Source organism: Thermogutta sp. (genome assembly GCF_014359955.1).
GTDB lineage: Bacteria > Planctomycetota > Planctomycetia > Pirellulales > Thermoguttaceae > Thermogutta.
Genome location: NZ_JACIYL010000007.1, coordinates 1 through 21,739 on the forward strand (window position 1 = coordinate 1; position 21,739 = coordinate 21,739).

General features: G+C 57.1%; 13 protein-coding genes. 5 read left to right on the forward strand and 8 right to left on the reverse strand.

Features of this window, described 5'->3' with window-relative positions; translation table 11 throughout:
• Positions 1–2,111, reverse strand: a 2,111-nt coding sequence (locus H5U08_RS00525; RefSeq protein WP_297029073.1) for a hypothetical protein, incomplete at its 3' end; no start/stop codon positions are given.
• 954 nt (positions 2,112–3,065) lie between these two features.
• Here H5U08_RS00525 and H5U08_RS00530 point away from each other — a divergent pair.
• Together H5U08_RS00530 and H5U08_RS00535 are read left to right on the forward strand one after the other, a co-directional pair.
• Positions 3,066–6,560: a VCBS repeat-containing protein gene (locus H5U08_RS00530; protein ID WP_297029075.1), complete on the forward strand. Its 3,495-nt coding sequence runs from the start codon at positions 3,066–3,068 to the stop codon at positions 6,558–6,560.
• Positions 6,561–6,720: 160 nt separating this feature from the next.
• On the forward strand, positions 6,721–7,911 hold the full coding sequence (locus H5U08_RS00535; RefSeq protein WP_297029077.1) for a metallophosphoesterase: 1,191 nt from the start codon (positions 6,721–6,723) through the stop codon (positions 7,909–7,911).
• 63 nt (positions 7,912–7,974) lie between these two features.
• Here the strand turns inward: H5U08_RS00535 and H5U08_RS00540 are convergent, their stop codons facing one another.
• The 4 genes from H5U08_RS00540 to metK all read right to left on the reverse strand — a co-directional run bounded on the left by H5U08_RS00540 (position 7,975) and on the right by metK (position 13,525).
• Entirely contained in the window at positions 7,975–9,459 is a 1,485-nt protein-coding gene (locus tag H5U08_RS00540; RefSeq protein ID WP_297029078.1) for a sulfatase-like hydrolase/transferase, read from the reverse strand.
• 198 nt (positions 9,460–9,657) lie between these two features.
• Positions 9,658–11,076, reverse strand: a complete 1,419-nt coding sequence (locus H5U08_RS00545; protein ID WP_297029079.1) for a sulfatase-like hydrolase/transferase — start codon at positions 11,074–11,076, stop codon at positions 9,658–9,660.
• 162 nt (positions 11,077–11,238) lie between these two features.
• On the reverse strand, positions 11,239–12,336 hold the full coding sequence (locus H5U08_RS00550; RefSeq protein ID WP_297029080.1) for a hypothetical protein: 1,098 nt from the start codon (positions 12,334–12,336) through the stop codon (positions 11,239–11,241).
• 7 nt (positions 12,337–12,343) lie between these two features.
• Complete coding sequence (gene metK / locus H5U08_RS00555; RefSeq protein WP_297029081.1) at positions 12,344–13,525, reverse strand: methionine adenosyltransferase; 1,182 nt, start codon at positions 13,523–13,525, stop codon at positions 12,344–12,346.
• A gap of 658 nt (positions 13,526–14,183) precedes the next feature.
• Between metK and H5U08_RS00560 the strand changes: the two genes are divergently transcribed.
• Positions 14,184–15,209 carry a sugar phosphate isomerase/epimerase family protein gene (locus H5U08_RS00560; RefSeq protein ID WP_297029083.1) on the forward strand — a complete coding sequence of 342 codons (1,026 nt, stop codon included), beginning with the start codon at positions 14,184–14,186 and terminating at the stop codon, positions 15,207–15,209.
• A 412-nt stretch (positions 15,210–15,621) separates the two neighbouring features.
• Positions 15,622–16,107 carry a hypothetical protein gene (locus H5U08_RS00565; protein WP_297029085.1) on the forward strand — a complete coding sequence of 162 codons (486 nt, stop codon included), beginning with the start codon at positions 15,622–15,624 and terminating at the stop codon, positions 16,105–16,107.
• A 171-nt stretch (positions 16,108–16,278) separates the two neighbouring features.
• On the opposite strand, the gene H5U08_RS00570 is transcribed toward H5U08_RS00565, so the two are convergent.
• Both H5U08_RS00570 and H5U08_RS00575 read right to left on the reverse strand, forming a co-directional pair.
• Positions 16,279–17,361, reverse strand: a complete 1,083-nt coding sequence (locus H5U08_RS00570) for a hypothetical protein (RefSeq protein ID WP_297029087.1) — start codon at positions 17,359–17,361, stop codon at positions 16,279–16,281.
• 148 nt (positions 17,362–17,509) lie between these two features.
• Positions 17,510–18,058: a hypothetical protein gene (locus H5U08_RS00575; RefSeq protein ID WP_297029088.1), complete on the reverse strand. Its 549-nt coding sequence runs from the start codon at positions 18,056–18,058 to the stop codon at positions 17,510–17,512.
• A 406-nt stretch (positions 18,059–18,464) separates the two neighbouring features.
• Between H5U08_RS00575 and H5U08_RS00580 the strand changes: the two genes are divergently transcribed.
• A complete protein-coding gene (locus tag H5U08_RS00580; protein ID WP_297029090.1) occupies positions 18,465–20,399 on the forward strand; it encodes a preprotein translocase subunit SecA in 1,935 nt (644 codons plus the stop codon).
• Between the two features lie 63 nt (positions 20,400–20,462).
• Here H5U08_RS00580 and H5U08_RS00585 read toward each other — a convergent pair.
• Positions 20,463–21,739 (reverse strand): RidA family protein (locus tag H5U08_RS00585; RefSeq protein ID WP_297029092.1); only part of this gene is annotated, 1,277 nt, incomplete at its 5' end.

Consider the following 21,739-nt stretch of genomic DNA (forward strand, 5'->3'; position numbering starts at 1 on the left):
CGTTCCCGGGTGACCACTGAAATAGGCGGAAGGTCTTGCACAAAGGATGTCGTTAGCACGTTTTGCCGTCGCTGCCGCCCGGGATACACCTCGTTCGTGCGTGATACCACACGGATTTCGCGTTCGAATACCCGCCTGGGGCAGTGTGACAGATCGACGATCCGTTGGACCAGCAGGACAGGATTGTCGGGATCGTTGCGGTTATCGAAAAGCCGTCCGCAAACACCCAATGTGACGCCCGGCGGTAGTATTTCTTCCATACGGGGAGTTATGGTTACGGGCCGGACTAACAAATAAGGCTGGTCTTCTCGATAACTGATGTTACAAACGAAGTAACTGCGAACCAAGCCATCTGGGAAAAATGCCGGCAGAAACCACGAGAGCGGTTCCTGCAATAGCTCGGTGTCAGTTTTTCCGTAGCGCTCGAGCAGCTCTTTCAACTGGGTATTCAAACCGTCCCGTTTATTGCCTTCGCGGTCTAAATTATCCTCGGCGTTTGTGTTGAAATCGAGGTAGAGAGTACCTTCGGCCACCGGACAGCCTTCGCTCGAAGTGGCACTGGGTCGAGACACAACTCTTCTTTCCACCCCACCGCTTTTCGCCCATGAGTCGCCATCCCATTGAGTCAAGAGGCGTGACACCTCCTCACGACGATTGGCACAAAGTTGGGCGATTTCCTCAGCCCGCGCGGATTCTGGGAGCGTGACTCCGCACTCCTGTAATTGAAGAGCGATTTCGTGCCGCAATCGCTCGCATCGAGCCCGGCCCTCCCTTACGCGACGGTGCGGTTCGGCCAAACCAGATTCCAGAGCCTTGTGCTCTTGCTCTTTCAAACGCTCGAGAGAAGACTCCGCTTCGGCGAGATTTCGTTCCGCACCAACCTTGCATTGATGCGCTGCGTCATACTCCTTTTGAGCTGCATCCAGGGCATCTTCCGCTTCTGCCAGCAGTTTCTGCCATGCATCCTCGATTGCTTGTTCCCGTGCCCGGTCTCGCTCTTGCTCGCACTTACGCTGCTCAGTTTCCGCACCACGCAGATTGTCGAAGGCTGACTGGAGTGCAGCCTCGCATTCCCGCAACTCTTCGGGAACCTGTTTTCTCGCTTCCAGGAAGGCACGGTAGTGACGTTCCTCTTCCTCTCGGCAAGCGGACTCGACCCGCTGCTGTTCCTCACCGATCAACTTTGCACGTGCCGATTGAGCCTCCTCTAACGACCGCACCAGCGTCGATTCTTCATTCCGAATCTTGGCATACCGAGATTGGGCTCTCTCCAGCTCCGCTTGAGGATCGTATCGCAGCCGGGCCAGCCAATGCCAAAAGCCACTCTTTCCCCTGTCTTGTTCCACTTCTGCTTGGAGTTGGGTTATCTCTGATGTCAGGTTCGCCTTCTCCCCGCGAATTCGAACTAACTTCCCCTCCAACGCGGCAATTTTTTTGTCGTATTCGTTGACCTCCTGTTTGTGGGCGCTACGTGCGTTTTCGGCCGCTTTTTCGACCGCCTGCTCCACCTCCGGGGGCCGTTTTCCCTTGTCCCAATACTCAGCGTCTTGCTGGATTTTCCCCAGCTGTGTTTGCAGTTCCACCTTTCGCGCCTCGAGCAACTGGATATCGTTTTTGAGGGATTTGATTTTCCCACCCCATTCGGCCAGCTTTTCCTGAAAAGGTGCACACTTCTCCCGGATGGCCCGTTCGATAATCTCCTGGTCTTGCCGAGTCATTTGCCTGGCTCGGATTTGCCTGACACGCTCTTGGGCTGCGCGTAAAGCCTTGTGACTTTTGACCAGCGACTCCTCGGCCTGCTGCAGTTCGCGCTGGGCAGCTCGGCGCCGTTGTTCGGCATCCGCCCGCCGTTTGTCCCAAAGGCTTCGGAGTTCACGCTCGGTTCTGAGAAACTCCTCTTCCACCTTGGCCTGTTGCTCTTCGGCTTCAGCGAGAAGCTTTATGGTCGGCGCTATTGTCTCGAGGGTGCGTTGCTGCTCCTGGAGTAGTAGCCACTGATAAGTCGGAGAACGGGTCAGACGCAGTGACTGGCTGATCTCTTCGGGGGAACGCCGATGCGAGCGGTTATCATGAATGCCAGTTCCAGATTGCCCCAAGGAAGGCCCGAGCATAACGTTACCCTGCGAAAACGGACCTCAATTGGACCCTTGTACTGTACTTCCTTTTTTAAGGAGATACGTCGGGGTGGCCCCTCCGATAACAATGGTCCACCCGAAATTTTAACAACCCCCGTAGCGAAGAAAAGAACTAACAGACTAGCGTTTGAGAAACCAATGCTAGACGATCTATCGGCAACCGTTAATTTGAGTGCCGTCGCCATCGACGCCAGTAATTAAGATCGCGAATTCTGCCTATTTAAAATCTCTACAAACAGCCCACGGAAGACGTGATAGTTAAAGCCAGGCTTTTTTGAAGGCTGCTTACCAGTTCAGCTCGCACCTGAACAAGTCGGTCGATATTGCGGCGTCAAGGGTGCTGGTCGTCACCTGGGATGGGCAGGATCAATATCACGGCGCCCCCGTGTTGCGGACTCCGTACCTGCGTGATGCCGAGAGGACCGACGGTTTTTTGTATTGACCCATCTTGCAGAACTCCGCAGTGGGCAACGTTTTACAGCCGTATTTGGAACGATTACAATATAAACTGCAGTCTACGGGCAGGAGGACTCGTTCACTTCGGGAAGCTGCTCTCCACGCGGAAAGGGTGCACTCCTCGGTGAACCGTCCTCGATGAAGCCGAAGGCGGATTGCGTCCGGGTTCAGAATCGCGTGTGTTCATGTTCGAGAATAAACAACCAGACTGGAGAGCCCGGGATAGTGGCAGGCCCCAATCACCAACATGGCCCCAGGGCTCCCCAGGACGCTGGGAGAATTCAGAACGTGCCATCGACCGACACGATCGACGATTCTTCACGGGATCGCGACGCTTGATGAGGGAGGCCCATTTCAATTGGGCAGAGCTGAAGAAGGTGGCAAGACTTTCTTTCTGGGAGGTGGACCGTGGCTGGCCGAAAGAGACAGATGCCGAAGATCGCCTTGTCAGTTTGGAGGTGGGCCCGAAAGGGGGTGAAGCTGATCCGCACAACATCTTCCGTCGGGCGACGAAGGCCGAGTTTCGAGACACTGGAGGAACGCTGGGTTTTGGACGCGGCTCTGCCGAGCATCTTCCCAGGGTTAGCACTCCATCTCGGAAATATCGAGCCTGCTTCGGTGGTCATCGGCGACCTCAATGAGGACGGGAATCCCGATTTGGTCACGGCCAATTCCCTGGCCGATACAATCAGCGTGCTTTTGGGAGAGGGTGATGGACGCTTCACCGGTGCCCAGTATGCCGTAGGGAATCTTCCCACCGATGTCGAAATGGCTGATTTTGACGGCGACGGTCAGATGGACCTCGTCGTTTCCAACGCCGGTGACAATTCCCTCTCCCTGTTTTTCGGGACCGGTGGGGGCACTTTTGGAGAGGAAGTCCGGTGGTCTCTGGCATCATCTCCGCGTAATCTGGCTGCCGGGGATTTTGATGGCGATGGCCATCCGGATGTCGCGGCCATCCTCGTTGGCGACGACGGGAGCTCCGTGGCCGTTTTCACCTCTCAGGGTGATGGAAGTTTCGATCTCTTGTTCGAATCACCTGCGGGTATCTCGCCCAATGCTCTGACAGCGGCTGATGTCAATGGCGATGGACGTCTGGATTTGATGGTTGGGAATTTTGGCAGCATTGATGTGTACCTCGCCAAGGAAGACGGGACATTCGAATCAGTCAGTACTGCGACACCCATCCGCACGGATTCCCTCGCTGTGGCCGGCTTTGATGGTGATGGTCTCGTCGATGTCGCGGTCTGTGAGCGCGGATCACCCTACCTCATTGTTGGGCTGGGTCGGGGGGATGGTGGTTTTGATCTTTTGCCCACTGAAATTCTTGATCGACCGGTTCAGTGCGTGCTGACTGGAGATTTCAACGAAGACATGACAATGGACCTGGCGCTCGTTGATGCTGAAGGTACCATTCTCTCGCTCACGGGACACGGTGACGGATCCTTCGAGACGCACATTCCACCTGGCCCATCGGCATCCTCGGGAAGCGCTGCGGGCATCGTGGGCGATATCAACAGCGACGGACACCTCGACGTGGTGACAGTAAACGCCTATGACGTTTCCATTATTTTCGGTGATGGAACTGGGGTATTCCCATTCCGACAGTCGCACACGGCAGGACTCACCCCATCGCGAGTTCGTTCAGCCGATCTCAACAATGATGGTTGGCCTGATTTGCTTGTTGCTAACTGGCTGGGCGGGGACGTTTCCATTTTTCCCAACGATCGGACGGGTAACTTTGTAGAAGAGGGGCGATATCCAATCGGCCCGTACATGGGGGCTGTTGCCGCCGCGGATTTTAACGAGGATGGTCACGCCGACTTTGCCGCAGTTGATCGCGCCAACGGCCAGGTGGCTGTTTTCCTCGGCATTGGTGGCGGGCAGTTCGTTTCCGGTTCGCGATTGGCTGTGGGGCAGGGCCCGTCGGATGTGATCGCTGCTGACTTCAATAACGATGGGCACCTTGACCTGGCAGTCTGCAACCAGGGCAGCAACGACGTGTCGGTTCTTCTGGGGCAGGGTGATGGCACGTTCCAAACGCAAGCTCGGTTTGCCGTGGGAAGCAACCCGTTTTCTCTAGCGGTAAGCGATTTCAATGGCGACGGCTGGATGGATCTGATTTCCGCCAACTGGGACAGTGACGACGTATCGATCCTCCTCGGCAATGGCGACGGCACCTTCCAAACCGAGCTGCGCTACACGATGGGCGACGGATCGCGTTCGGTAGCAGTGGGCGATTTTAACGGTGACGGCTTTGTTGATGTCGCAACGGGCAACCGCCAGGATCATTCGATTTCCGTGCGCCTGGGAAACGGTGACGGGACTTTTGGGGCCGAAAGCCGGTATTCTGTGGGAAACTTTGTCTCACACTTGACAGTGGCCGACTTTGATGGCAACGGCCTCTTAGACATTGCCACGACGAATAGCGGCTCGAACGACGTCGCGATTCTTTTCGGAAACGGGGACGGGACCTTTCTTCCTGAAGTGCGTTTCACAGCGGGAGATAGCCCCGAGGCCCTAGTCGCTGTGGACGTCGACCGCAACGGTCGCATCGATCTTGTGGTCCTCAACCAATTGGCCGACACCATCACAGTCCTGCGAAATCTCTTGCCCGATCGCTATTCCGTCCACGATGTGGGCATTGTTGACGATCTGACCATCTCCGACTTGAGCGCGCCGGAACTGACCGGAACCGTGTTCCAGGTGACTCCTGCGCGGAATGGCTTTCTCACAGTGATAGCGGACAGTGTCGATACTCCGGGATCCATAACGCTGCGGCTCTTTGACGATAACCCCTTCGAGAATCCCGAGGCTACTCTCCTGGCGCAGTCGGAATCCACAGGGAGTCAGAACAGACTGGATCACGAATTCGCCGAGGAAGGGAACTCCTATTATGTGATGGTTTCGGGCACCGATACGGATTTCTCTCTTCGATTTGTCAATCTTGTCGCCGTCGAGGTCCAGGGAGAGGCCGGGGCTTTGGTGTCCGTTTTCGGTACCGACGGTGACGATTTTTTGGTTCTGCGGCCGGGAGCCTCGCCGGAAGTAGTCATCAACGGCGTTGCCTATGCACTGACGCAGACGCCTGACGGTCTGACGGTTCAAGGTGACCTCGGATCTGGTCAGGATATCGTGGTGGCCTACGATGCGGTGGGGGACGATGTTTTCTATCTTCGTCCCGGCGTTTTGAAAGGCGTCATCTCGGCCCCGATTCCGATCAGCGTGGATAAGATCGTGGGGTTTGAGGAAGCTCACGTTTACGCAACCGGTGGCGGCCAGGACACAGCGTGGCTGTACGACTCGTCGGAAGACGGCCTGGTCGATCTTTCCGTGCGACTCAAATCTGAGCCCCAATACAGGCACGTCAAGATGATCGGGCCCGGGATGTACCACCGAGTCAAACTGTTCGAGGTGGTCCACGGCTTCTCGACGGGTGATAACGACCGGGCGGTGTTGTTCGACTCGTCGAGCGACGATGTGTTCTTCGGCGGCTACGGCCTGAGCCGGATGTCAGGGCCAGGCTATGACGTGACGGTCCATAATTTTCGGAGTGTGACAGCCTTCGCTTCGCAGGGACACGACACGGCCGCCCTGGTCGATTCCGTCTTCAAAGATGAACTCCACGCCAAGGCCCACAAGCATGAAATCTTCGACCAGGTTACCGCGGGGACCCGATACCGCGTCACCGTGCGGGCCTTCGACTATGTCTATGCCGAGGCGAGCACGGCTGGTAATAACCGTGACACGGTCAAGGTCTGGCCAACAGGTGGGGATGACCTGGTGGTTATTAGCGGGGATGTCCTGGACCGCTTTGTGGTCAGCGGTGAAGAGGCTCGGAAGCTGTTCCGTGCCGCAGGTTTTGAGTTTGCCAAGCTCCAGCCCACCGCCGGCAGCAACGACAGGGTACAACTGACCGAGCCCATTCAAATGAGCCTGGAAATTGGCAGCGGCTGGCAGGTGGAATAACACCAGTCTCAACTGGCGGCCAAATTTGCCTCGGGCAATTCCCCTTTACAACGACGTGTATCCTTGTGATTGCGCATTGCGAGAATCAACGGTGATTTACCGGTGAGTGCCCACGTGCTGAGGCACTCTGTGTGTTCCGTTTGCGAAGGAGACATCTCTAATGGCATCACGCCGTCCGGTTTCCTGCGTCTTCCAAGCGGTCGTAGCCGGGACGCTCGCCGTTCTGATGGTCAACCTTCCGGGCAGGCAAGGTCGGTGCGAAGTCACAGCGGTGTGGATGGGCCACACACGGCCGCTGCCGGATGAACTGACTCTTTCGTGGACCACAGATAATCCGGAACCGAGCCGCGTGGTCTACCAGGACGGCACGGTTTGGCGGGAGATCGAGGACTCTCAGCCCGCCACATGGCATCGCCTGCAGATACCGCTATCTGATCCCACGCGCCCCTACCCAATTCGCATTCTCAGCGGATCGGCGACGATGGACGTGGTTTTTCCAGGCTATCCTGCCGATGGCTTAAGAATCGCGGTGGTAGCCAACTGGCAGAGCCGCCCCAACCTGGAGGCCATTCTCGCTGACAAACCACACCTTCTTCTTACGGCAGGGGACCACGTGAATAATCTTCACTCGGTGTGCGGGGAGGGCCAGGTGGAGTGTGTGGAACCGTTTCTTCAACTCATTCGGCAGTATCCGGAACTTTTCCGTCGAGTCCCGATCCTGCCCGTGTTGGGTAACCATGACCGAGAAATCCGTCCCCGCACGTCAAAGCCACCGGAGAAACCCGTCTATGACATCGAAGCACGGGCGTTCCGTCGTGTTTTCACTTTGCCCGACGCTGGCTGGTACTGGCATTTCACCCTCCCCCAGAGCGGATTATGCTTGGTAGGACTGGACCTCAACCATATCAGTGACCGGGGCACCACCTGGCAGTCCTGCCACGATTTTGGGCCAGATTCTGAACAATTTCATTGGTACAAGAAAATTGTCACAGAAAACACGATGCCCTTCCTGATCACCCTTCACAATGAGCGAAACGTCGCTGTGCTGAGCCAGCATGGCGGCATTTGGGAGCAACTCTTCCGACAAAACACCGCCGTCATCTCGGGGTTTGGTCACTTCGGCGAATGCGCTTTGAAGGATGATGTGGTCTACTTCAATACCTCTCTCCAGGGTAACGGCGATCGGTACCCCGATCCGGCGTCAAAATTCCTTGTTAGCGAGCACAACTATCTTCTCATCACTATCAACCGAAAACCGTTTTCAATGCAGATCCAATTGAAATCTCTCCAGGGGGAAACGCTCCACACGTGTGTAAGGATGGTGCGCGCAAGCAAAGTGAGCGCGGAATAATATCCCCAGTAGCCAACTGGACAGCACGAAAACGCCCGGTCTTACCGTGCGGTTGTGTTGTGCTCACGCAGCCTTTTTGGCCCGCTGTTTTGGCGGACGAACAGATTTGGGTGCAGGCTGCACAGGACTCGTCTTTTCGCCCGTGGCTTCCCGCCATTTTTCGAGAATCCTGCGGTGTTCTTTCAAAACCCGTTGCATCTCCGCCTTTTCCGCCAAATTTGTCAGCTCTGCCGGATCGTTCTCCATGTCAAAGAGAAGTTCCACGGGGGCGCTGTTGGGCCGGGCCAATCGGATGTATTTGTACCGTGGCGTTCGCACCATGAAACTCCGGCCGATGGCAGGTGTGTGGGCCATCTCAGAGACCACATAATCCCGCCATGGAGCGTTCGGATCCTCGATGATCGGACGAAGGCTCTGGCCCCGCACATCAGCGGGCGGTTTGATGCCCGCATAATCGCAGATCGTGGGGAGGACATCCACGGTAGAGACAAGGTGTTGCCGATCGATCCGCGTGGGAGTCACTCCTTCCCAGCTTACGATGAGCGGTACTGCCGCCTCAGCATCAAAGAACATCATCTTTCCAGTCCATTGATGGCAGCCGAGCCCCTCGCCATGGTCGCTGGTGAATACAATCAGAGTATTTTTCTCGGCGCCAATTTCCCGAACGGCATCGAGAACCTGGCCAATCTGCGCGTCCACGTCTTCCACCATCCGATAGTAAGCGTAAATATATCGGCGCCACTGTAATTCATTCCAATCAGGATGTTTGGGACGCCGTTGTCCCAGCCACTCTGGTTCGTCGCTGGGAAGCTGAAAATTGGCTGGGAGCGGTGGCAACTCGACTCCCGCGGGTGGTCCATACCTCTGCCAAATCTGTTCAAGCAGGGGACTCGTCCCACCCGCCGGCAGGCAGATGTCATGAGGATTGATCAGGGAAACCACCAGATAGAACGGCTTCTCGCGAGGTTGTTTCAAAAAGTCAATGGCGGCCTCGATTGTGGCTGCATCTACATCCCGGGCCAGTTTTCCCTGGCGTGTTGTCCGATTTAATACCTGGAAACCGTCGATCCCTTCCGTGGGGTAGACCGCTGGACAGTGCCATTTTCCCGCGTATGCTGCGTCGTATCCGGCATTCCGGAACAGCTCCCCCGAAACAGGAATCCCCGGCCGAATGGCCATATTGTTATGATCCACACCGATCTCGTGAGGAAATCGCCCGGTGTGAAGGCTCGCTCGAGAAGGACTGCACAACGGGTAAGAGCAATAAGACTTGGTGAAATATACGCCCTGCGAAGCCAGCCGATCGAGGTTGGGCGTTTTCAACCACGGATTGCCCACCACGCTCGCCGCATCGACCCGCTGCTGATCCGTTGTGATAATGAGAACGTTCGGTCGTCGTGGAGCTTCCGCAGCAGTCCATCCTGCTGTCAGTACAGACCAGGCAAAAACGCCGATCAGAGCGACCCATCTGCACCGCCTGGTCGAACAATGTTGCCGGTTGGGATTTCCTTCGCAACGGGCACGCAGTCTAGGCCGAGCAATCATCATCTTGCTATCTCCAGACCAAATTCAAGACGCCCCTTCACCAACTTGAACCATCCCGATTGTGCAACAGCCATATAATTGGACGGCATTTAAAATGTCCTGTGCCGCCAAATCCGTCATGCGTCTATGCTTAAAAGTGCCAACTATTTAGTGTACTGTTTACTGTCAATCTATTGTGCGCCAATTTAGACAGCTAGTTATTCATTCCGCCGCAGCACTTTGACGGGCTTTCTGTCGTCCCTGGCGACGGTTTGGCTTCGCATTGTTTTGTGCAGAGAACTGCGCTTTCGCTTTTTCGTTCAGGTCGGGGGGACGGATCCCCTCATGGTTTTTCAGAACGGAAAGCAGTACCTGGTAGGACGGTGCCGCCTCCCCAGTCAGACTATTGACGTTCAACGGCGATTTTTCTCCCGGATCATTGACAATATCGAAGAAACGTCCATCTTTATAAAGCTTGAACTGTTTATTGAAGGCAAACTCGATCGCCGTAAGGTCGTTACTCAGACGGGGTGAATACCAGCAGTAGATCCATTCCCGCGGTTTTCCCGGCTTCCCGCATAACTGAGGCCAGAAGCTTCGCCCGTCCAGAACCAGGTCAGCGGGAATAGGGATACCAGCCGCCTCGCAAATTGTGGGGAAAATATCCGTGCTGTCAATAAGATCATCACATACCTTACCCGACTGAACTAAGCCCGGCCCGTTGACAATCAAAGGCACATGCATGCCGGCATCGGTCGTCCGACCTTTGCCACCCACAATTTCCCGGTCCCCCATCTTTGAGCGGATTCCCCCACCGGTTCCATTGTCGCCCAGGAAAATGATGAGCGTACGGTTGCGCAAGCCCAGCGATTCCACATGATCCACCAGCTTTCCAATCAACTTGTCCATATACTCGACCATTTCTCCAAAGTGCCGCGGGTGATGGTTCACTTGTTCCCCTACGGCATGTGGATCCCAGTCCGGGCTGTCAGGGGTCGGCTGATACGGGGCATGCGTGAGGGTCATAGGATAATAGAGCAGAAAGGGCTCATCTTTATGACGGCTAATAAAATCACACGCGAACTGGTGGAGGAGGTCCGGTCCATACTCGCCGTTGTTGTAATCCCGTTCCACTCCCATGATCTCCAGACCCGGGTTGGCGTATCTTGGCGGCCGTCGCGTGTGCTGCCAGAGATAGAATTCGTGAAAGCCCAGCCGGTGCGGCAAGTCCGGCTCTCGCCCCAACTGCCATTTTCCAACAATCCCGGTCGCATATCCGGCTCGTTCGAAAAGATGGGCAAACGTCGTGACGTTGGGATCAATGACCCCGAATCTGAGATAATTGCGGGCGTTGGACTGGCCGGTCATAAGCTGAACGCGGGTGGGAGTGCACAGCGGCTGGACGTAGCAACGCTCGAAGCGAACGCCCGTGGCGGCCAGCGCATCCAGCCGCGGAGTGCGGTAGGACGTCCCGCCATTCGCACCAATTGTTTCGTAGCCGAGGTCGTCAGCCAGGATAAGGATAATGTTCGGGCGTCCGGTGTCGGGGCCTACGGCTACGGCCTGTCGAGCAGGGACTCCAACAATGACCACCAGCGCCCCCAGAATGAGGGCTTTGCATGCGAATGCCGCTCGCTCCATGAGACGTCTTCCCACTGTCGTACCGACGAGGATGGTAAACCTTAACTTCCGAATCAGTCCGGCTCATTATACAATGTGCCGGATCCTTCCGCGCGCACGGTCCTGCCGAAATTTGCAGTGCCGGGATGGCATAAATTCGCGTCGGTCCTTACCGGACAAGAATTACCTCTGCTGGTGCGTTCGGCGCTGAAGCGCCGCGCTAACCCGAAGATGCACCGTCAATGCCGGTCCAGGAACACTGCGTCGAAGTTCAATTCGAGCTCCGTAGGGGTAACTTCGCAGAACGCGTGCCCGGATGCCATCGGGGCGCACGACCCTCGCGACAATTTGGGGAGCGTTTTCAAACGGCGGACTGAAAGTGCAATGGACAAGACGTACGCGGTCACCATTTCCGAGCCTGACGAAATGATCAGATTCCCATTTTTCTTGCGTCCGCTCGACGGCTCTCCAGCCTTTGAAAACGACCTCTGGCTTCCCTTTTTGCCGGTTACTTCCCTTGCCGCTCCTCTCGCGCGCGATCTTAAGAAATAGCCCTCCATGGCCACCCCTCGTAAGCGGGGTCGCGCTGCTACTGCGGACAAGAATGTCAGCAAGGCGCGCGATATCTGGATCGACCGGCCGCTGCGCCAGACCTCTCCGGTTCCGCGGCCTGCTAGCGAGAGAAATTGGCCGTGGTCGGTGAAAAGCCTCCCACATTTGTGACATTTTTTCACGCAGGGAATGCGCACTGACTGCTGGATTAAAAATGTGTCTGATGAACATTGTGGCCAGGACGATAAGAGCGAGCACGGCGGGCACCATCCACCATCCGTGATAGCCTTCTGTCGTCAAACCGCGCAGGGTCATGACGATCGCACCGGCCAGAGCCACCCATGAGCAGAGGATGAATGCTCCCCCGGCGGCAATGGGGCCTGCATGGCCGCAGGACGTTGTTCTCCGGGCGGCCGTCCAGAGCAAATGGTGACCAGCCGCCAGGAAAACGATGACGAGAAGCAATATCTCGGCAATGCCAGAGACGAGCGGAGCGTGCCCCATCCACACAATGGCCGAAAACGACGTGAGAGCCACAATAGTGAAAGCCGTGGCCAGCGCCACGCCAGCTCCCTCAAGGGCGATCAGGCTTCGTCTGGTCTCCCAGGAAGGCAAGACCGGTGGGGCTTCGTCGCTTTCATCCGTGGTATTCCGCTGTCCCGTAGGCCGTTGACGCTCTCTTATCGATGTCAAGGAAACCTCGGGGGACCACCGTTGCAACTGCACCATGAACCGCTCATTTGACGGAGACATGCCCCACAGCATCGAGGAGGTCGGCCGTGCGGTGAGTCTTTTCCCAGGTGAATTCGGGAAGCTCGCGTCCGAAGTGCCCCCCGGCGGCCGTCTTGCGATAAATGGGGCGGAGCAAGTCGAGGTAGTCGATGATGCCTCCCGGCGTCAACGGGAAGACGTCACGAACGGCCTGACATAAGAGGGCCTCTTCCACCTTGCCCGTCCCATCCGTATCCACGTAAATGCTGACCGGGTCAGCCACTCCGATTGCATAGGCGAGCTGCACCTCGCAGCGCTCGGCCAGTCCTGCGGCTACAATATTCTTGGCGATGTGACGAGCCATGTAAGCGGCACTGCGATCAACTTTGGTAGGATCCTTCCCGCTGAAAGCTCCCCCTCCGTGCCGGGCCCAACCGCCGTAGGTATCCACGATGATCTTTCTGCCCGTCACTCCAGTATCGCCATGAGGGCCGCCGGTCACAAATTTGCCTGTGGGGTTAACATAGTATTTGATCTCCCCGTTGACCAACTCGCGGGGCAAAATGGGCTCCACTACCTTTTCAATCACGAAATCGCGAATTTCTTTCTGAGTCACCTCGGGGGCATGCTGGGTAGAAACAACCACGGTGTCCACCCGGATGGGCGTGGGCCCCTCGAATTCGATGGTCACCTGACTCTTGCTGTCTGGCCGGAGCCAGTCCACCACGTTCTGTTGCCGCAGGGTTGTTAAGCGATCCAGAATTCGATGGGCCAGCGAAATAGGCAGCGGCATCAATTCTGGAGTATGATTGATCGCGTAACCGAACATCATGCCCTGATCACCCGCCCCGATTGGTTTACCCCGCGACGCATCGGGGTCCACCCCCATGGCGATGTCCGGGCTCTGTCGCCGCAGCGACACAAGCACGGCACATGTTTCATAATTGAACCCCATGCTGTCGCTGGTATAGCCCACTTCCCGAATAACATTTCGTACGACATCGGCATAATTGACGGCCGCTTTTGTGGTGATCTCGCCTGCCACCATGGCAAGTCCCGTGGCAACGAGCGTTTCACAGGCCACGCGGCTCTTGGGATCCTCTGCTATGAGGGCATCCAGGATTCCGTCCGAAATCTGATCGGCTAACTTGTCGGGATGCCCCATGCTCACAGATTCACTGGTGAACAAATACCGGCCTTTAACCACAGGACTGACCTCCTCTCAAGCAAAATCCAGCGATAGCCATGAGACCACCGAACGCTGGCCGTGTCCAAAGCGTCGGGCGTGGGAACAATCTTCCCGGACGAACTCCCGATTATAGGCCGGGGGATTGGCCGAGAGCAAGAACCACTCCAGTCTGACTCGTCCCCTTTTGCAAAAACTTGCGACATGCCGCAAGCACAACGTGTTGCAAGGGCAATCCACGAACCGCCCCTACCAGTGGTGCGGCCCAGGTGCACCCAAGCCCTCCAGTTCCTCACACGATTCTGATGCAACTGGGGCGCTCGCCTGGTATGGAATCCGGGCCTATTGGAGGGACGCCTTCCACGGCGTCCATCGAACACCGAGGGGAGGCTTGGCGTGCCCGATGAATCTGGATCGGATCATCCAGGGTTTACGGGCGGACCTGACAAGCAGGTCCCTCCGACGCTCCGGGCGCACGTTTCTCGTGCCCGCCGGACCCCCAAGCGTGGTCTAACATTGTGAAGCAGCCAGGAAGATTTGCAAGGCCTCCGCGAGGGTACGCATTCCCCGGCCGAGCCGTGTTTGAATGTGTCTGGCGAACGGAGTATCATCTTCAGTGGTCGTTCATTTCGACGTGCACCGAGTCGGCAAGGATTTCGATCGCACAGGGAGCATCTCTATGTCCGCTTCACACCTGCGTGATGGCACGCCCATCAAACGACGGCATTTTCTGGGTTTTGGAGTTTCACTCACCGTGGGAACGGCAGTCGTGCTTGATCCCCGAGGGCACGTCCTTACCAGGGCCTTCGCGGCAGCCCAGGACAAACCGTCCCTCTGGCCTGTGACCTGCCGCGACGCCATGTTACGGCGCTCTGGCGCTGCCGATTGCTGGACCGCGATGAGACTGTACGGCGTGGACGGCGTCGAGTCAGACATCACCGATGACCTCACTCTGCCAAATCTGTACGGAGCGGATTCTCCCCTGAGCGTGGCAACACCGGAGGACCGGGACCGTCTCTGTGACGCCCTGGAAAGGGCCGGGAAAAAAATCACGGCCTTCTGTATGCACAACCGCTTTGACGAACGCCCCGAGTTCGAAGTGCAGTGGTGCTTGCGTGTGGCCGAAGCTGCCCGTGATCTCGGTGTTCCGGCGATTCGCATCGACGTCGTCCCGCGCAAAATTCCGCGTGAAGAATTCCTCCCCTTCGCCGTGGGAATCCTTCGCAAGGTCATGGCGGCGACCGAGAAGACGGGAATTCGCTTTGCCGTCGAAAATCACGGGAATACCACCAACAATCCCGAGTTTCTGGACGCGCTTTTCAGCCAGGTTGGCTCGCCGCGATTGGGCTTGACACTCGACACGGGCAATTTCTACTGGTTTGGCCATCCCCTCAGCCACCTTTATGAAATTTATGAACACTTCGCGCCCCGGGTTTTTCATACTCACTGCAAAAGTATCAATTACCCACCCGAAGAGCGCGAAAAACAGCGTCCCATGGGCTGGGAATATTCGAAGTACCACTGCCCGATCTATCAGGGAGACATCGACTTCGGCAGAGTTCTGGCCATCCTCAAGAAAGCCAACTACAGCAACGACCTGTGTATCGAAAACGAAATGCTGGGACGGCTTTCGGCGGAAGAGACGGTCAAAACGGTCTCCCAGGAGGTGATCTTTTTGCGGAAAAAGCAAGCCGAAATTGCTTGACGGTTTTGCCGGGTCGTCCCATCGCTCTCCTGTTTGTAGAGGGTCATGGGCGGACCGGCGCTGGACATGGGACTTGGTATGAAGCGAGCCGTCCCAGTGTTTTGGGTGCCCCTTCTTGGCTCCCCTCTTTTTGCGAGTCTGGCTGACTGCGGGCATTTTCGCGCGGGTCAAAATGGGCCACCCGCCGAGTTAACTCCGGAAAAACCAGCAAATCCGTTAAAGTTTTCCGAGATTCACGCCGACGTACGAAGAGGAGCCACTGGGGCTCCGTCGTTCCATCGCATCTGGCTTGACCGACATCGTTCGCGGGTGTTCGCGTCCGCACATGCATCAAACCGGCCCAAAATTCGCAACGCCACCTGCCGACGGCCCGCTCTCCCAAGAAGCGTGCCCGCGGGAAAGTCGCGACCATTTGGAGGGTGGCTCTGCCCTGGCCAACACTCAGCCGGTGAATCTCCGGCGGATTGATCAGGAACTGGCGATTGCGGAATTTGAGCTGTCCGTGCTGGGCCATTTGCTCTGTCCTGCACCAGCGACCCAGTTTTTGCGGATTGACGCCCGCCACGCCAAACTCGATGGTCCGGCCTTGCGGTACGAACGTCCTTCTTCAGTCAGCTCGAAGACGAATACCGAGGGGGCTGATCATCGTTGGACAGTGTTTCTTCTGGGACTGGGCAGCGCCGTCTGCGGGGGCACGGTTATCGGCTGGGGGGTGACCCTGTCCGAACTGAACCTTGTCTACTGGGGCATTCCGATCTTTCTTGTGGGCGTGGGATTCATTTCCGCGGTGCTGTTTTTCTCCCCGGTCAAAACGCCAGCCGAGTCGATGTCTGGCCCCCACGAATCTCCTCAGGGGAGACCGGCTACCCTGTTGGCTGGCCACAGTGGCTGGAAGTAATGTTCTCGCCCACCGCAACGGCTACCCATCATGCGAACAAACACTGACGTTTGGGACCGTGCGCCAATCACCACCGAAGCGCGTGACGGCCTGGTCCTGCCGAAGTATTGCCCACGGCGAAACTTGCCACCCAGTCTCACTCGAGGGGAGTGCCGTTTGCGGCCTTCCCATTCAGTCCACTCCTGGAAACAGGCTCACCATCGAGGCCACGGAGGCAGACGTTCGTGCCTGTCGGAAGAATTCCTTCGCCTCGGGCACGCGATCGTCACAGTACAGATGGACGGCCAGCAGGAAGAGGAGCTCGGGGTTGGTGGGGTTTTCTTCAATGGCCTGTGCCAACTCAGCCCGATGATCCTTCACATCGAGGTCACGGTCTCCATAAAGAAGTGCCAGGCGAAATCCACGCGTCGGCCATTCACTGTCCACTGACAGCCCCTTTTTCAGGGCATCGAAGGCCATCGAATACTGCCGCGTTGCAATGAGGGCAAAAGCCTGGCGGAAGTACGTGTCTGCCACGTCTGGAGCGGCTTTTTCCGCCTCCCGGTACTGGAAGTAAGCCGATCGAAATCGACCTTCGCGAAACAACCTGTCTCCAAACTCAATAAATCGTTGGGCCAATTGATGTTGCCGACTGTTTGTGGTACGAACAGCGGGCAGGGCAGGGGGCCGTTCCGGTTGATCGCTTCGCGCGGCTCCTTGGGGAGCCGAATCGGAAGTCGCCGGGTCGCTGTATGGTTGCTCATAAAGCCCCGGCAAATCCGACGGTACGCGGACCGGTCCATTCAACATCGCCCCGGGCATGGTCGGACGCAGGACACCCAGATCGCGCAGAATGGGCGCCGCCGGATCGTAGTAAACGACCGGTGGTGCTACAAAAACGGGTGGATAGAAAGCACAGGGAAAGCATGCAGAATAACACCAGGGAACTGGCGCATTCCACTTGCCGCACACGGGGGGACCGGCCCAATAGAAAACACCGCCGTAGCATCCAGACGGATAAGGTCCGTGCGAGAACACGATGAGCGACTGGGCTGATCCAACCGAGGGGAAGCGCTGCCCACCGACCCCCACGAACGCATGCGTGCTATGGCACCTGGGATGAACGTGCCCCACTTCCGCGGATGTTGTCGGCAGTCGATCTTTTGTCCCCGCACGAGGAGCGGGGCAATCGTCGGCAGCTAAAAGATACGTCGGGGCCCAACCGAGAACAGCGAGGAACAAACCAAGCCGGATGATCTCAGAACGCGCAGACATTCCAGTCAGCCTCCGTCATGATGGCGGCGAGCGTCTGCGCAGCCTCATCTCCGGTGTTTTGCCGCCTTCTTTAGCCCCGTTTATTATATGGGCCGTCACGATGCCTACCAAGAGCCCTGGTGATGTCCAGCTAACGGCCAGACGAGGATCATCCGAGTTCGGCGGCCTGCGGAAGAGGCGGAGATAGCTCACTGGTCTCCGATCCAGACAGGACGTTCATGGGAGGGAAACCAGAGCTCTGGTTTTCGGACTTCGATTCCTGAGAAAGGGCATTGTGTAGGGAGTCTTTTTTCTCTAACGTTTTGATCCTTGCCAATAGCGCATTGAACTCGTCGGCAAAGTCCTGCCAGAAGTCACCCTGGCGGAAGCGTATCGGCTCCACGGGCTCGCCTTTTGCCAAAGCGCGCAGCGAACGCCGAAGACGAACGAGTGGACCGGCAAAGCGATTGCTGACGCGAATCACATCGACGACCACCAAGGGCAGGATGATCAAGGAAGCGACGAGCGCAGGCCCTAAATAGACACGCAGTTCCTGGAAGTGCCAGGCAAAAGGTCGCGCCGGTCCAGTGATGATCCGGTAACAAACCACCATGAAGGTCACGGTGATAAGACACGTCAGCCAGTAAAGACAGACACGCCAAACGAGCTGTCCCTGAACCTGCGGGTCAACAAAGAGCTTTTTTCGGATGTTTTTCATGGCGCCAGGCATTGTGGACGGCCTCGACTCGCTGTCGGTTCCATCAGCTTCGGCTGAGCGATCCTGTTTACCCAGGACGGTGAGTCTTCGCGTAATGCACACTTTGCCCACCCTCTTTTAGAAGTCTAGCGTGTAAATCCGCATGCGTTGGAGGCTCAAGTGGAGAGTCGCGACCCAACATCCCGTTTTTGGGGACTATCACTCTCCCCGATTGGGCCGTCATCATCGTTGTCGTGGTTAAAATCCCGAGCGCCGTCCGTTTTGCGGTCTCCTGGGGCGCCCACTGTGCCGTCATAAGGTTCCTACGGCTTATAATTTTGCATGAGACTGCCCCTTACTCAGAGGGCGGTTCTGGCACTTTGAGCTGGCTAAAACGCCTCCTTCCGGGAGAGAAAAATTGACCGCCATGGCAGGTTCGCTTGCAGCAAAACTTCCGATTCCGTCCAGCGTATGGATTGCCCGGTGGAAACCGCTCCTCCAGAAAATTTCCGCCCTGGAACCGGAACTTCAGAAACTTTCCGATTCTGATATTCGCAAGCGAAGTCTCGCCCTGCGGTATCGGGCAAGGAGTGGGGAGCCGCTGTCGCGACTGCTGGTGGAAGCCTATGCCCTGGTGAGAGAGGCGGGGCGGCGAAAACTCAACATGCGGCATTTCGACGTCCAGATTCTCGGCGGCATCGCGATGTTTCACCACGCCATCGTGGAGATGCAAACTGGAGAGGGAAAAACCCTTACAGCAACGCTGCCCATGTACCTTTACGCCCTCGCCGGACGCGGCTGTCACCTGGCCACAGTCAACGATTATCTGGCAAAACGCGATGCCGAATGGATGGGCCCCATTTACGAACTGCTGGGGCTGACGGTCGGCGTGATCCAAACGCAGATGTCGCAGAACGAAAGGCGCAAGGCGTACGCCGCCGACGTAACCTACGGAACCGCCAAAGAGTTCGGCTTCGACTTTCTCCGCGATCGACTTCTTTTACGGCGTATCCGTGAAGGCCAAACCGACGTCATTGGCGCCATGCTTGGCGATAACGGGGCGGAATCCGGCGAAAAACCGGTCCAGCGCGAACCGTTCTTCGCCCTTGTGGACGAGGCTGACAGCATCCTCATTGACGAGGCGCGGACACCGCTCATCATCAGTGCTCTGCCCACCGAGGAGGAAAAGCTGGCCGTCGAGTGCTACAAATGGGCTGCCAGGGTGGCTGACCAGTTCGTTGAAGACGTGGACTATGAGTACGATCATGAGAAGAAAACGGTGGAGCTAACGCGGGAAGGGCGGCGGAAGGCACGAACCCTCCCGAAGCCTGAGGTCATGGCGTCGGTGGGAATGTTTCATATTTACGAATACGTAGAACGGGCCATCAAGGTCGCACGGGATTTCATTCGCGACCGCGAATATGTGGTGAAAGACGGCGAGATTGTGATCGTCGATGAATTCACCGGCCGCCTCGCCGAGGGACGGAAGTGGCGGGACGGTATTCACCAGGCCGTGGAGGCCAAAGAGGGGGTGGAGGTGACAATCGCAACGGGGCAGGCCGCGCGGATCACCATTCAGGACTTCTTCCTCCGTTACCGCCATCTGGCAGGAATGACGGGAACCGCGCGTGACTCGGCGTGGGAGCTCCGCAAGATCTATAAGTGTCCGGTGATCGTGATTCCCACCAACCGACCTGTGATCCGCAAGCGGCTCCCAGATCTTGTGTTTGGGACTCAGGAAGCGAAATGGCAGGCCGTCGTCGATGAAATCTGTGAAATGCACGCGCAGGGGCGTCCGGTGCTGGTGGGAACCCGGTCCATCGACAAGTCGGAATACTTGTCTCGTCTGCTTACGGAAAGGGGTATCGAGCATCAGGTCCTCAACGCCCATCACATTGAAGAGGAAGCCAAAATTGTTGCCCAGGCGGGACAGAAGGGGCGGGTAACGGTCTCGACAAATATGGCGGGACGTGGTACCGACATCCGTCTTGGTCCCGGTGTTGCGGAACTCGGCGGTCTCCACGTCATTTGCACGGAGATGCACGATGCCGCCCGCATCGATTGGCAACTCCGCGGTCGCTGCGGCCGCCAGGGAGATCCCGGCACGTTTCGGCAGTTCCTGGCGCTTGACGACGAACTGCTGCTCAAGGCATTCGGTGCCAAAAAGGCCCAAAAATATGCGGAAATTGGCAAGAGTCGTCCGGGACTTTTCAATGAGTACGCGCCGATTTTTCGGAAAGCCCAGAGAATCATCGAACGACGGCACTTCCGTGAGCGGCGTACCCTGATGCATTTCGAACGCGAACGTAAAAAGATGCAGCGTCAGATGGGCCAGGATCCATATTTGGACACGCCCGGGTGAAAAACGACGCGTTGGCAGACCGGTTCCGCAAAACGGCTGCCGACACTCACGATGGTTTGTCAGCTACATTCCCGGGCGTACCGGCACGGCGATCATATCAACGCTCAGCGATCGGTCTTTCCACCCGACGCTGTGCACAGTCACCTTGGAGGCTGCCGGGGGACGATCGGGTGCAAAGAACTTCGGCCGAATTGCATCAACGGCGGAACTTGCGTCCTTGTCCGTGACGAAGTATGTCGCTTTAGCGAGGTGCTGCCAGTCACTTCCCTGGTTTCCAAGAAGGTCGCCCAGTTGTTTAAACACGTCGGCGGCCTGGGCATCCGCTGGCCCCGCTTGCCGGGACACCAGACCGGGTAGGAAAATCAGGCGATCTGTCTGCACAAGGACCACGCGAGTGAAGGTCGGAGAGGGCTTCACAGAGGGAGGATTGTAAAAACGCAACGGAGCAGAGCCTTCTACGGCTTTCTCGGGAAGCCTTGCCACCATTTCGATTTCCACGGGTGCAGAGGCGATCCACTCTGTGTAAACCACAGGCGGAACGGTTTTTCCCGAAAATGCCTTCTCGATCTCCTGAAAAACTTGGGCAGCCTCGGTCGCCGTCTGGACGAACACCCGAAGTTGAAGGATGTCCTCTTGCGAAACTTGCAATCCTTGGGCGGTCTCCAATAAACCGTGGAGTGCATTGGCCGCCGCCTGAGGCAGGGGACTCTTATCCGGTTGTCCGCTGAAGAAGACAAGCCCTCCCGCCGGAGTGACGATCGCATCCGTAAGGTTTAAGCCATCGAGGTTTTCAGATTCCCAGCGATTGACCACATCAACGTCTTCCCCGGGAACCGCGACCGCGTCCAACCCGATTTTGACGCCTTTGCGAGGCAGCGGACTGACGACATAGGTCACTGCCGGCTCAAGCCCCGGGCGAAATACTTTGTCGAGAAATTGGATAGCTGCGGCCAGCGTTTCTTCTGACGAGGCTACAACGTTGAGTCGTACGATCCGATCAACGCTGCCATGGGCTTTGGTGAGAACAGTCGTCAATTGCTGCCAGGCACCGGCAATTTGGGATTGGTCATCTCCATCGGCCGGCCCCAAAACCTGCCGCGTCCATACCAGGGGGCACCCTTCAATGCGGGTTACCGACCAAGCGGGGCCCGTTTCCGAGATGCGGACATGTTCGAGGATACGCTCCTCCGAAACCACCCCGCCTGGAGACGTGCTCGCCCTGGACGCCGTTGCTTCCGCACTTGGCCCCTGTCTTTGTCCAGCTTCTTTTTCGGGTGGTGCAGAACGGGGACAGCCGGCAAGTACTACAACGCCTGCCAGAAACACTGCCCATGCAACCG